Annotated in this window: 14 protein-coding genes and 1 riboswitch; of the genes, 4 read left to right on the plus strand and 10 right to left on the minus strand. The window is 68.7% G+C overall.

The features are described from left to right. Both gcvP and B0293_RS20360 read right to left on the minus strand, forming a co-directional pair. Positions 1–2,880: an aminomethyl-transferring glycine dehydrogenase gene (gcvP, locus tag B0293_RS20355; protein WP_005150043.1), complete on the minus strand. Its 2,880-nt coding sequence runs from the start codon at positions 2,878–2,880 to the stop codon at positions 1–3. A 170-nt stretch (positions 2,881–3,050) separates the two neighbouring features. Further along, positions 3,051–3,147, minus strand: a riboswitch (glycine riboswitch). A gap of 46 nt (positions 3,148–3,193) precedes the next feature. Then, a complete protein-coding gene (locus B0293_RS20360) occupies positions 3,194–3,775 on the minus strand; it encodes a MerR family transcriptional regulator (RefSeq protein ID WP_005150040.1) in 582 nt (193 codons plus the stop codon). Positions 3,776–4,073: 298 nt separating this feature from the next. On the opposite strand from B0293_RS20360, the gene B0293_RS20365 reads away from it, so the two are divergent. Further along, positions 4,074–4,688 carry a TetR/AcrR family transcriptional regulator gene (locus B0293_RS20365; RefSeq protein ID WP_005150033.1) on the plus strand — a complete coding sequence of 205 codons (615 nt, stop codon included), beginning with the start codon at positions 4,074–4,076 and terminating at the stop codon, positions 4,686–4,688. Between the two features lie 411 nt (positions 4,689–5,099). Here the strand turns inward: B0293_RS20365 and B0293_RS20370 are convergent, their stop codons facing one another. The 6 genes from B0293_RS20370 to B0293_RS20395 all read right to left on the minus strand — a co-directional run bounded on the left by B0293_RS20370 (position 5,100) and on the right by B0293_RS20395 (position 8,495). Next, a complete protein-coding gene (locus B0293_RS20370; protein WP_005150031.1) occupies positions 5,100–5,573 on the minus strand; it encodes a bifunctional nuclease family protein in 474 nt (157 codons plus the stop codon). Between the two features lie 217 nt (positions 5,574–5,790). Further along, a complete protein-coding gene (gene ftsR, locus B0293_RS20375) occupies positions 5,791–6,552 on the minus strand; it encodes a transcriptional regulator FtsR (RefSeq protein WP_063936613.1) in 762 nt (253 codons plus the stop codon). Continuing rightward, a complete protein-coding gene (garA, locus tag B0293_RS20380) occupies positions 6,549–7,016 on the minus strand; it encodes a glycogen accumulation regulator GarA (RefSeq protein ID WP_005150023.1) in 468 nt (155 codons plus the stop codon). The genes ftsR and garA overlap by 4 nt, the downstream gene beginning before the upstream one ends. A 125-nt stretch (positions 7,017–7,141) precedes the next feature. Then, positions 7,142–7,525: a glycine cleavage system protein GcvH gene (gcvH, locus tag B0293_RS20385; protein ID WP_005150021.1), complete on the minus strand. Its 384-nt coding sequence runs from the start codon at positions 7,523–7,525 to the stop codon at positions 7,142–7,144. 63 nt (positions 7,526–7,588) lie between these two features. Next, the gene (locus B0293_RS20390; RefSeq protein WP_052014228.1) at positions 7,589–8,224 is read right to left on the minus strand and encodes a CDP-alcohol phosphatidyltransferase family protein; all 636 of its coding nucleotides are present in this window, start codon (positions 8,222–8,224) and stop codon (positions 7,589–7,591) included. Positions 8,225–8,261: 37 nt separating this feature from the next. Beyond that, on the minus strand, positions 8,262–8,495 hold the full coding sequence (locus tag B0293_RS20395) for a hypothetical protein (RefSeq protein WP_005150017.1): 234 nt from the start codon (positions 8,493–8,495) through the stop codon (positions 8,262–8,264). Positions 8,496–8,803: 308 nt separating this feature from the next. On the opposite strand from B0293_RS20395, the gene B0293_RS44320 reads away from it, so the two are divergent. Beyond that, positions 8,804–9,313, plus strand: coding sequence for a hypothetical protein (locus B0293_RS44320; RefSeq protein ID WP_245191803.1), 510 nt, complete (start codon positions 8,804–8,806; stop codon positions 9,311–9,313). Between the two features lie 23 nt (positions 9,314–9,336). Next, on the plus strand, positions 9,337–9,714 hold the full coding sequence (locus B0293_RS20410; protein WP_005150005.1) for a hypothetical protein: 378 nt from the start codon (positions 9,337–9,339) through the stop codon (positions 9,712–9,714). 15 nt (positions 9,715–9,729) lie between these two features. On the opposite strand, the gene B0293_RS20415 is transcribed toward B0293_RS20410, so the two are convergent. Together B0293_RS20415 and B0293_RS20420 are read right to left on the minus strand one after the other, a co-directional pair. Then, positions 9,730–10,125, minus strand: coding sequence for a hypothetical protein (locus tag B0293_RS20415; protein ID WP_039915105.1), 396 nt, complete (start codon positions 10,123–10,125; stop codon positions 9,730–9,732). A 57-nt stretch (positions 10,126–10,182) separates the two neighbouring features. Next, entirely contained in the window at positions 10,183–11,070 is an 888-nt protein-coding gene (locus tag B0293_RS20420; protein ID WP_005150001.1) for a hypothetical protein, read from the minus strand. Between the two features lie 226 nt (positions 11,071–11,296). Here B0293_RS20420 and B0293_RS20425 point away from each other — a divergent pair, with 226 nt between their 5' ends. After that, on the plus strand, positions 11,297–12,265 hold the full coding sequence (locus B0293_RS20425; protein WP_005149998.1) for a hypothetical protein: 969 nt from the start codon (positions 11,297–11,299) through the stop codon (positions 12,263–12,265). The last annotated feature ends 1 nt before the right edge of the window (position 12,266 follow it).

Here is a 12,266-nt window from a genome sequence, read left to right on the forward strand (position 1 = left end):
TCAGGCGAAGGCCTCCGGCGGCGGGCAGGAGCAGACGAGGTTGCGGTCCCCCGCGGCCCCGTCGATCCGCCGCACCGGAGGCCAGATCTTCGCGGCCCCGAAGCCGGCCGGGAAAACCGCGAGCTCCCTGCTGTACGGGCGATCCCACTCGCCCGCGAGACAGCGCGCGGTGTGCGGGGCGTTCCGCAGCGGGCTCTCTTCCACCGGCCACTCCCCCGCCGCGACCTTGTCGATCTCGCCGCGGATCGCGATCATCGCGTCGCAGAACCGGTCGAGTTCGCCGAGATCCTCGCTCTCGGTGGGCTCGACCATGAGGGTTCCCGCGACCGGGAACGACATCGTCGGCGCGTGGAGTCCGTAGTCCGCCAGCCGCTTGGCGACGTCGTCCACGGTGACGCCGGTCCGCTTGGTGAGCGCGCGGAGGTCGAGGATGCATTCGTGCGCCACCAGTCCGTCGTGCCCTGAGTACAGCACCGGGTAGTGCTCCGCGAGGCGCTTGGCGACGTAGTTGGCGTTCGCGACGGCGGTCAGCGTCGCGCGCCTCAGCCCTTCCGCGCCCATCATCCGGACGTAGGCCCAGGAGATGGGCAGGATCGACGCGCTCCCCCACGGCGCGGCACTGATCGGACCCACGCCGGTGGCCGGGCCGGCGTCCGGTTGCAGCGGGTGGTTCGGCAGGTACGGCGCCAGGTGCCCGCGGACGCCGATCGGCCCGATGCCCGGCCCGCCTCCGCCGTGCGGGATGCAGAAGGTCTTGTGCAGGTTGAGATGCGAGACGTCGGCGCCGAACCTGCCGTACTGCGCGACGCCGATCAGGGCGTTGAGGTTCGCCCCGTCGACGTACACCTGACCGCCCGCGTCGTGCACCAGCGCGCAGACCTCGCGGACGGTGTCCTCGTAGACGCCGTGCGTCGACGGATAGGTGATCATGATCGCGGCCAGGTCGTCCGCGTGCTCGTCCACAGTGGACTTGAGGTGGCCGAGGTCGATGTTGCCCTCGTCGTCGCATTTCACGACGACCACCCGCATCCCCGCCATGACCGCGCTGGCCGCGTTCGTCCCGTGCGCGCTCGACGGGATCAGGCAGACGTCGCGCGCCGCGTTCCCGCGTTCGCGGTGGTAGGCCCGGATCGCCAGCAGACCGGCGAACTCGCCCTGGCTCCCGGCGTTCGGTTGCAGGGAAACGGCGTCGTAGCCGGTGATGCCGGCCAGCCACCGCTCCAGATCCTTCACGATCGCGAGCAGCCCGGCCGCGTCCTCGGCGGGCGCGAACGGGTGCAGCCCGGCGAACTCGGGCCAGGTGATCGGCTCCATCTCCGCCGTGGCGTTGAGTTTCATCGTGCAGGAGCCGAGCGGGATCATGCTCCGGTCGAGCGCGACGTCCTTGTCGGACAACGCCCTCAGATACCGCAGCAGCGCGGTCTCCGAGCGGTGCGCGTGGAAGACGGGGTGGGTCAGGTAGTCGCTCGTGCGGCGCAGATCCGGCGGGAAGCCGTCGGCGGTGTCCGCGTCGAGTGAGTCCACATCGGACACCGCGACGCCGAAAGCCTTCCACACCAGCGAAAGGTGCTCGCGGGTCGTCGTCTCGTCGCAGGCGACGGCGACGTGGTCCGCGTCCGCCAGCCGCAGGTTGACCCCGAGTTCCCTGGCCGTGCCGACGATTCCGGCCGCGCGGCCGGGGACGGAGACCATGACGGTGTCGAAGAACTCGCAGTGCACGACGTCGACACCGCTTTCGGCGAGCCCCGCCGCGAGCACCGTGGCCATCCGGTGCGCGCGGTTCGCGATGGCACGCAGGCCCTCGGGGCCGTGGTACACCGCGTACATCGACGCGATGACCGCCAAGAGCACCTGGGCGGTGCAGATGTTGCTCGTCGCCTTCTCGCGGCGGATGTGCTGTTCGCGGGTCTGGAGCGCGAGCCGGTACGCGGGAGCGCCCTCCGCGTCCTTCGACACCCCGACCAGACGGCCCGGCAACTGGCGTTCTAGGCCGTGCCGAACGGCGAGGTAAGCCGCGTGCGGGCCACCGAAACCCATCGGGACGCCGAACCGCTGCGTCGACCCGATCGCGACGTCGGCGCCGAGCTCACCCGGCGACCGGAGCAGGGTCAGCGCGAGCGGATCCGCGGCCATCACCACGGCCGCGCCCAGCGCCTTGGCCTCGGCGATGGTGTGGTCCCATTCGCGGACCGCGCCCGAAGCCCCCGGGTACGACAGCAGGATCCCGAAGAAGTCGCCGCCGAGGCCGAGTCCGGTGATGCCCTGGGACAGGTCGGCGGTCACCAGTTCGATGCCGAGCGGTTCGGCGCGGGTGCGCAGCACCTCGATCGTCTGGGGCAGGGTGTCCTCGTCGACCACGAACCGGTTCGATTTCGCCTTGCCCGCGCGGCGGACCAGCGTCATCGCCTCCGCCGCCGCGGTGGCCTCGTCCAGCATCGACGCGTTGGCGATCGGCAGGCCGGTCAGGTCGGCGACCATGGTCTGGAAGTTGAGCAACGCTTCGAGGCGGCCCTGCGAGATCTCCGGCTGATACGGCGTGTACGCGGTGTACCAGGCCGGGCTCTCCAGCACGTTGCGACGGATCACCGGCGGGGTCACGGTGTCGTGGTAGCCGAGGCCGATCATCTGGACCGTCGGCCGGTTGCGCGCGGCCAGGGCGCGGAGTTCGGCGAGCGCGCCGGTCTCGGTGGCGGGCGGCGGCAGCTCCGGCGGTGTCGCGGACTCCCGCAGCGACGCGGGAACGGCCCGCTCGGCGAGTTCGTCGAGGGAGGAGACGCCGACGACGTCGAGGATGCGCGCGAGGTCTTCGGCGCCGGGACCGATGTGCCGGTCCGCGAAAGGGGTACCGGATTCGAGGGCGGCCAGTGAACCAGGCTCCATCGGGGACCTCCCAAGACGCGGGGGTGGGGCCGGGACGATTGTCCTGGCCCTCCCCACTCTGTCCGTACCCCCGCAGGGGCGCCTGAGAGTTTCGCCCGTGGGTTGAGTCGGGCTTGCACCGTCGGCGGGGCCGCCAGGTGGTGACCTGGCGACTCACTTTCCAGAGGCGTCTAGTCCGCGCGGTCCAGGGTGCCTGAGAGGTTCCGGGGAGGACTTGCTCCTTCGGCGCCGAGCCGTTATCGGCCCGGTCTCTCCCGCGCGGATTCGTCGACCGCGGAAGTGAGCCTACCCTGCCGCTCGCGCGGCATCATGATCAGCCGGTGCGACGTGCGTTACGGCGCTGCGTGAGCTCGTCCGGCGTGACGGTTTCGATCACGCCGCCGTCGGCCCGCTCGGCGGGGAACTCGTGGATGGTGCCGCTGATCTCCTGCATCGCGCCGCTGACCGCGATCCCGAAAACGCCCTGGCCGCCCTGGAGTAAATCGACGATCTCTTCGGGCGAGGTGCACTCGTAGACGGTGGTGCCGTCGGAGAACAGGGTGACCTTGGCGAGGTCGCGGACGCCGCGCAGGCGCAGGTGGTCCACGGCGACGCGGATGTTCTGGAGGGAGACGCCGGTGTCCAGCAGCCGCTTGACGACCTTCAGGACCAGGATGTCCTTGAACGAGTAGAGCCGCTGCGAACCGGAACCGTGCGCCGTCCGGATGCTCGGCGCGACCAGCTTCGTGCGGGCCCAGTAGTCGAGCTGCCGGTAGGTGATCCCGGCGATCTGACAGGCGGCGGGACCACGGTAACCGACGAGTTCGTCCGGGAGGGAAGAGTCGGGGAACAGCTCGCCCTGCTCGCCGTCAGCGACCGGAACGAGCGGCTCTTGAGGGCTACCAGCCTCGACCACGCCATGCCTCCCCTCGCCCGACCTGGCGGCCGGCGAACAAAGCCGCGCGGACCCACGTGAGCCCGCACCGGAGTGAACCGTCAAGACGAATGCCCCAGACATCCGAATCACACCTTGGCGATTCACCTTCATTGACGGTAAGCGCGTCCGGCAAAGCGGTCAACGCGACGCGCGGTCGGCCTCAAGCTCTTCTTGAGGCTTGCCGGGGAACGGTCCCCCGTTCGGCCGCACGTTTGCCAGTTTTACTCAACCGTGTTACTTTTTACTCATGCAAGTAAATCCCTCCACCCAAAGCGCCATGCAAGAGGTCCAGGCGGAGCTGGGGCTGTCGGTCACCGAAGCCGCGAGGCGGGCCCAGATCATCGGCGCCACGATCGCGACGATCTCCGACCTCGGCTACCACAAGACGTCGTTCGCGAAGATCAAGGAGCGGGCCGGGCTGTCCAGCACCCGGATCATCTCCTACCACTTCACCAACAAGGCCGGCCTGATGCAGGCCGTGGTCACCACCGCGACCGGCATGAAGGACAAGTTCCTGGAGGACCGCGTCCAGGGCACGACCGATCGGGCCGGGCTCCTGTGCGGCTACATCGAGTCGGAGATCGCGTTCCTCGGTTCGTACCCGGAGCTGGTGCGCGTCATGGTGGAGATGGCGTCGAGCGGTTCGGACGCCGAAGGCTGGTTCATGTCGGCGCCGATCGTCGAGGAGTTCCGGACCGGACGGCTCGAACGCCAGCTGAAGCAGGGCCAGGCAGAAGGCGCTTTCGGCGACTTCGCGGCGGACGTGATGGCGCTGTCGATCGCACAGGCCGTCGATGGTGTGGCCGCGAAGTTCTCTGCGGACCCGAAGCTGGACCTGGAGCGCTACGGACGGGAACTCGCGGACCTGTTCGTCAAGGCGACCGCGGCCTGAGCGCGCCGACGCCCCATCCGGCCTACCGAAGTCCGTGAAGGCCTCCTTACCTACCCTGAAGGTAGTGAAGGAGGCCTTCACGGACTTGCATCGAGGAAGGGCGCCGGGATCGAGCGAGTCGGGATGGGTCGCGATGCGGATCAGGGCCGGACCGGTATTCGGACACCTGTGCCTGGTCCGCGTGAGGGTGGCGGTTCCGGGGCGGCCGGGCTCGACGGTGGAGTGGCGGCTTCGGGTGTCGCGAAAGCCACGTTCGCAACCTTCAACGTTGCGAACGTGGCTTTCACAACGCTCTCCGACGAGACCACGTGCCCGATGAGCACCTGCGGCCACCCGAACAAGCGTCGCACGCACGAAGAAGGGGCGGCGCCGATCCGGCGCCGCCCCTTCGTTCAAGTTCCCGGGAAGGACTCAGGTGTCCGCGCCGCGGAAGTCCTCCGGCGAGACCGAGTCGAGGAACTCGCGGAACTTCTCGACCTCGTCCTCCTGCTCGTCGGGGATGATGAGGCCCGCTTCTTCCAGCACCGCGTCGACGGCGTGGATCGGCACCCCCACTCGCAGCGCCAGCGCCACCGAATCGCTCGGCCGCGCCGAAACCCTGATGTCCCCGTCGAAGACCAGTTCCGCGAAGAACGTGCCTTCCTTCAAGTCGGTGATGACGACCTGTTCCAGCTCGCGGCCCAACGCTCCGATGACCTCTTTGAGCAGGTCATGGGTGAGCGGTCGGGCCGGGCGGACTCCCTGCTGCTCCAAGGCGATGGCGGTGGCCTCGACCGAGCCGATCCAGATCGGCAGGTAACGCTCGCCTTCGGTTTCCCGTAGCAACAAGATCGGCTGATTCGCGGGTAGCTCCACCCGCACGCCGACGACGCGCATCTCGCTCATCGGGCTTCGCCTCCCTCTCGTGCGCACGGGCTGCAACGCTTGTCTCGACGACCAAGCGACGGCAGTCCCGACGCTACCCGTCTTCCGCGCGCTGTGCTCGCTGTCCGGACATTCTCGGTTCGCCCGTGGCAAACCCAACTCCACGGTACGGCATTGCATGCCGAACATTCAGTCATTGACAAGTGGCCTTACAAGGGTTCGCGGCTCCTGGAACCGTTCAACCGCCCGTGACAGCCCGTATTCCGGCCTTCACCAAGAGCGTATGTAACGCCACGGTCAGTGCCGCGAGCTCTCGGACGACCTCGTCGCCCCTTGCCCGGGCGTCCTCGTCACGATGCCGATACACCGGTGTCACGATCTGCTCCACCAGGCCGACCTCGCGGTCGGCGGCGGCCCGGAAGGCACGCAGATGTCTCGGCTCTATACCGAATTCGGTCATCGCTTTCACGGTCTTCGCCACGAGGACCGCGTCGGGGTCGAAGAACCCCGCCGCTCCCGGCCGCACCAGACCGTATTGCCGCAGCTCAGCCAGGGTGGCGGCGTCGATGCCCGCCTGGCGGAGCAGATCTTCCTCGGTCAGCCTGATCTCGCGATCGTTCTCGAAGTCCCCGGGGGACGGCAGTCCGCCGTTTTCCCCGGGGGCGTCGAGTGAAACGAGTTTCCGCGGCGGTTTGGGCAGCGCCACCGAGGGCGCGGCACCCTGATCCGCCGCGTCCAGCTGTTCCTTGATGACCTTCAGCGGGAGATAGTGATCCCGCTGGGCGGACAGGACGAACCGCAACCGCTCCACGTCCGCCGGAGCGAACTGCCGGTACCCGGACGGGGTCCGGCCCGGCTGGACCAGACCCTCCGCCTCGAGGAACCGGATCTTGGAGATGGTGACATCGGGGAACTCACCGCGCAGCTGTGCCAGCACGGCCCCGATGCTCAACCCATCGCGCTGCGACGCATCCCGATCAGGCCGCCCGGCCGCCGTCACCGCGCCCCCTGGCCCCCGTGACCCGGGCCGGTCAGGAAGACCAGGCGGAACTTGCCGATCTGGACCTCGTCGCCACCGGCGAGGACGGCCTGGTCGACCGGCTCGCGGTTGACGTAGGTGCCGTTGAGGCTGCCGACGTCGATGACGACGAACTCGCCACCCTCACGGCGGAACTCGGCGTGCCGCCGGGAAACCGTGACGTCGTCGAGGAAGATGTCGCTGTCCGGGTGCCGTCCCGCGCTGGTGGTGTCGCGGTCCAGCAGGAAGCGCGAACCGGCGTTCGGTCCCCGCTTGACGACCAGCAGCGCGGAACCCGCGGGCAGCGCGTCCACACCCTGGACGGGGGCCTCGGCAGCCGGAGGAGCCTCAGTGCCTTCGACGTCGGCCAGGAAGTCGGCCCGGAAGACAGAAGTCCGCTCCGGAGACTGCTCCGGGGGAACGCCGGGCCCGTCGTTCGTGCTCACCTGAGCTCTCCTAACGCATGTGTGTTGCCACTACTCAAGAACGTGTGGAGGTCAAACGTACCGTGCCTGATCGAAACTCCGGCCCGCGGCTCCCCCTACTCTTCCCGGAGGGCCACGGCCTGCGGCTATTCCTTGATCAGGGCCTGGTACGCCTCGGCCTCGAGCAGGGATTCGACCGAGCTCGCGTCGTCGAGACGGAGTTCGATCAGCCAGCCTTCGCCGTAGGGATCGCTGTTGATCAGCTCGGGCGACTCGGTCACCGCGTCGTTGACCGCGACCACCTCGCCGTCGAGCGGGGCGAACAGTTCCGAAACGCTCTTGGTCGACTCGACCTCGCCGAACGCGTCGCCGGAACCGACCTGCTTGCCGACCTCGGGCAGTTCGACGAACACCACGTCACCGAGCTGGTCCTGGGCGTACTCCGTGATGCCCACGCGCACGAGTCCTCCGTCGCGCACGGAGACCCACTCGTGTTCTTCGGTGTACCGCAGTTCTTCTGGAGTGGACAACGCCGCTCCCCTTTCTGATGCCCTCACACGAAACCGTCGCGCGCAGTTTCGCATCCCGCCGGGTCACGCGCCCGGCGCCTCCCGCAAGCCCGCCGGATCGGCCGTCCGCAGTGCCTGGATGGTCTGGATGACGTACAGCACGCCCGAATAGACGTACAGGACCGCGCCCCACGCGGTGAAGGCGTACCCGATCGGCCGGGCGATGGCGGCGATGTCGGAGCCGCCCTGGGTGAGCAGCAGGAAGGGGAAGGCGTACATCAGCACGAAGGTGGCGCCCTTGCCGATGTAGGTGACCTCCGGCGGGGCGAACCCGCGGCGCCTCAGCAGCAGCACGCAGACGCCCAGCACGGCCTCGCGGACGACCAGCGGGACCACCAGCCACCACGGGACGATGTCGCGGATCAGGAACGCGATGAGCGTCGCGAGGATGTAGAGCCGGTCGGCCGCCGGGTCCAGCAGCTGGCCGAGCCGCGACATCTGGTTGAGCCAGCGGGCGAGCTTGCCGTCGAGCCAGTCGGTGAGGGCGCTGAACACGAGCAGCGCGAGCGCCCAGCCGTCCTCCTTCGGGCCGAGCAGCAGCCACAGGAAGACCGGCACCCCGGCGAGCCGGAGGATCGAAAGCATGTTGGGAACATTCAGGGCCTGCCGCAGCAGAGAAGGCTCTTCGCTGGTCACGCTCGGTTCGGGGGGCGTACTCACCCGCTCAGCCTATCCAGCAGCGGCAGGTCCTCCCGCGTCAGCTGGCCCGGGTGTGGGTCCAGCCGCGGCGTTGCAGGTCCGCGCTGGTCAGCGCCACGGGCCTGCCTCGGTGGTCGGTGCCCATCCAGCGCGTGTGGCCGGCGGAGCTCTCGAGGACGTACGGGCGGCCGCCACACCAAACGACGGTGCACGGTGCCGTCGGTGGCAGCTCCGTGTTCGCCGGTGCGGTGGCCTGGGGTGACGCGGGATCGGTCTGTTCGTCGGTCTTCATCGCTCTCACGGTTTCGGTGACGGGGACTGGGACACGCCGGAGCGCTACCTTTGTTTTCGGCAGAACGGGGCCTCGTGTTAACGGTTCGGCGCCGGATTCGTCCGATCGGTTCGCCACGGCAACGGGGTGTTGTCGTGGCGTGAACGGCATGTTAATCGTCCACAATGGACAGTGCTTTGGCGGTCCTCGCGTACCTCCGCGCGGCCGTCGCGATAACCTCCCGCGAACCGAACGTGGCTCAATGCCACGACATCGGGCCCGGCCGGGTCAGAATGGGCCGGCCACGACCGGCCGACGAAAGGATCGCCTTGCCCGTCTCGACGACCACGGGAACGTGCCGGCGCCTGTTCGCGGTCTGCGCGATCGCCGGAACGCTCGCCGCCTGTTCGGGCGAAGATCCGCCACCGCCTGTCACCTTGATGTCGGCCTCGCCTCCTCCGTCCCTCTCGGTCATCACCAGCGCGTCGCTGCCACCGCTCCCGTCGCAGACCGCGCCGAGTCCGTCCACCGCCCCGAAACCCACCACCCCGCCGAAACCCGCTGAACCGGTACAGGGTTCGTGCGGGACGGTGACCGCGGCGAGCGGGCTGACCCTTCAGGTCCTCAACGGACCCGGGGTGTCCTGCGCGGACGCGACCGGGATCGTCGGTTCGTTCCACAAGAGGATCGCCGGACGCCAGTCCGCGGGTTCGGACGAACCGGTCAGCGAGACCGTCGACGGATGGCTGTGCGTTTCCGGCGCCCCCGCCGCACAAGGCGGCACCAGTTGCAGCAAGGGCGAGCAGAACGTGTTCGCCGCCGTCGTCCCCGTCGAATGACCCATCCCCGAGAAGAAGGGCCCATGAAGACCCTCTCCGCACTTCCCGCCGCGCTCGCCGTCGTCCTGCTGAGCGGTTGCGGCGCCGATCCCGCCCCCGCGGCCGCGCCGCCGCCGTCCTCCCCCGCCGCCGCGCAGGCTCCCGCCGGAACACCCTGCGGCGAGGTCGCCGGGCTCCAGGGAGCCAAGAACAAGGTCGTGGCGCGCGGGAAGACCGAATGCACCGAAGCGACGCAGGTACTCACGGACTACTTCGCCAAGCTGACACCGGCCGAAGCCGCGTCACCGCAGGGCCCAGGGCCGGTGGTGATCGGCGCCTGGACCTGCGGGAGCGGGCCGAACGATCCGGTGACCAGCTGCTCGACCGAGGACGAGCGGCAGATCGACGCCACCCGGAGCTGAGGCCGCCCGGCGGCGTCAGTTCTTCTGACGCCGCCGGACCGCGTCCTTCCGGTACAGGACGCCGAGGCCGATCGCCATGCCCAGCAGCGCCAGGCCGAAAAACCCGGTCACCGACATGCTCCAGATCAGTGACGGCCTCGATCGATAGACGAAGCCGTCGCCGGCGAAGATCTTGTCGCCCTCCTCGGCCTTGTCGCCTTTGATGCTCCCGCGACCGGTGTGCCCGTCGTCGAACCGCCACTCCCCCGAACAGTAGGGAATCACCCCGCTCATCGGCGCTCCTCCCTCGGCGCATCCCGAGATCTCGGTGACCGTGACTTCTTCGCCGGCGTTCAGTTCGCTCACGTATTCACCGAAATTCCCCCAGACGAAACACAACAGGAAGATGTACGGGATCCAGGCCAACAGCATCCGGAAACGAATTCTGTAATTCTGCGGTTTGTCGGGCACGAAATTCCTTTCCTCGCATCACTGGAGCGTCAGCAAGACTTCCCGATCGAGTTTGCCGACGACGAGGTACTTCGGCTGATATCCGGGCGGGACCACGAAACAGACGAGACCCGTGCTGCCGTCGAAGGCGCCCGGGACGCCCGCGCAGTCCTTGACCCGCCGCGGGGCGCCGTGCTCGTCGGCCGACAGCTCAAGCGCCGTATCGCCCATCCGGGACGCCTCGATCCGCAAGGTGAGGACGTGAAATCCGCTCAGCCACACCTCGGCGCCTTCCGGCGGTTCCGATCGGCTCTCGAGCACACGCACGGCCGACTCCCCCGACACCGCGGCCTGCCCCTTGCCGATCACCGGTGGCGGCCCCCAGGCTTCGCGGCGATGCTCCCAAAGGTTCGGCACGGGCTCGGCCGCCTCGCGGTAGGCCGTCGCACCGAAACCGAGCGGTGCCAACACGACATAGGCGGCGAAGGCGAAGCCCGCCAGGAACCACAGTGACTTCCGCGCGGTCACCGGCCTCACCGCCGAGAACACCACGACGGCCCCGAGCACCAAGAGCGCGCCGCCGATCGACATCGCCGCGATCTTTTCCCCCGGATGGTGGACTTCCACGATTCCGGCGGCTCCGCGCACGGACAACACCCTGCCGGTCAGTGACGAGAGCCGTACGACCACCGGCTCCGCGAGGCCGAACGCCTTGCCCGTCGGCAATTCGAGTGCGCGGCCGTCTTCGGTGACGGCCAGGGTCTCGTAGGCGACATGCGGGCCGTCCTGCCCCTCGGTGGTCGTGGAATCCGACACGGAAATCACCGCGCGCAGGTCGTGACCGCCCGCCATTCCCTCGGCGGCCCATCTCCCGACAAAGGCCGCGACAAATCCCGGCACGATTCCGATCACGAACAGAACGACCACGGCGGTCGCCCTCTTCCGGCTTCTTTCAGACAGTTCCGGAAAGGTCACCAGCACCCCCTGTTCGACTCTCTTCAGTCTATTTTTCGCAGCGGCGGAACGGCACGGGATTTGTACCTACACCCCTATTTTCGCGACCATTTCTTCGCCCTCCTCCGCCGACGGCGCGTGCTCGCGGTCACGGCGGGCCCCCTTGCCGGCCGAGGTAAGAGTCGTCTAGACTCAAACCATGCTCACCAGGGACGACGCCGTGACACTGATCGAGAACGCTGTCGATGCGGCCACTCTGTTCGCCCACCACCGCTACCGCGAACTGGCGGCCGCGCTCCACCCTGACCGCAATCCCGGCGACACCCGGGCACATCAAGCGGCGGCGATCCTCAATCGCCGCTACGACGACTGGAAACGCGCCCGGCGCCAGACGGTCACCACGGCGACGTCGAGCTACACCCTCACCGCTCCGCACGCGGTGGGCAGTATCGCGACGACCTACCGGACCACCGGGCCGCATCTGGTCAAACTCGTCCGGAACCCGGCGCTCAACCCGCTGATCCACGCCGAGTGGGCCACGTTGCGCGCGCTCGACGCCTTCACCGAACGGCACCGGTGGCTGCGGCCCTACTATCCGCGGCTGCTCGACACGTCCGGCCCGGTGGCGCGCGGCGACCGGGCGTTCAGCGTCCTCGATCCGCTCGTCGACGGGTTCGTCACCCTCGCCGAGATCGGGAAGGCGTTCCCGGACGGGCTCGACGGCCGCGATTACGCCTGGATGCACCGGCGCCTGCTGCGCGCGGTGGCCGGCGCGCACCGCGCGGGCGTCGTCCACGGCCATCTCACCGCGGACAACGTGCTCGTCCATCCCGGACAGCACGGGATCGTCCTGGTCGGCTGGTCGTTCGCCGTCGACACCGGCACGCTCCCGCTGGCGGCGGACAACTCCGCCGAATACCCGTCGGAGGTCCACAAGGGACTGTCGATGACCGCGGCCACCGACGTCCACATGCTCCACCGCCTGATGCTTTCCGTTCTGGCGCCCTCGGAAACACGCCAACGCGAGTTCGCCAGGTGGTGCACGCAGGACGACCCGGCACAGCGACCCGACGCGGCCGATCTGCTCGACGAGTACGACGACCTGCTCGGCGAGCTGTACGGCCCCCGCACCTTCCGCCCGTTCATCATCCCCGAGACAGGAGCCTGAC

It is taken from the genome of Amycolatopsis azurea DSM 43854, assembly GCF_001995215.1.
Lineage (GTDB): Bacteria > Actinomycetota > Actinomycetes > Mycobacteriales > Pseudonocardiaceae > Amycolatopsis > Amycolatopsis azurea.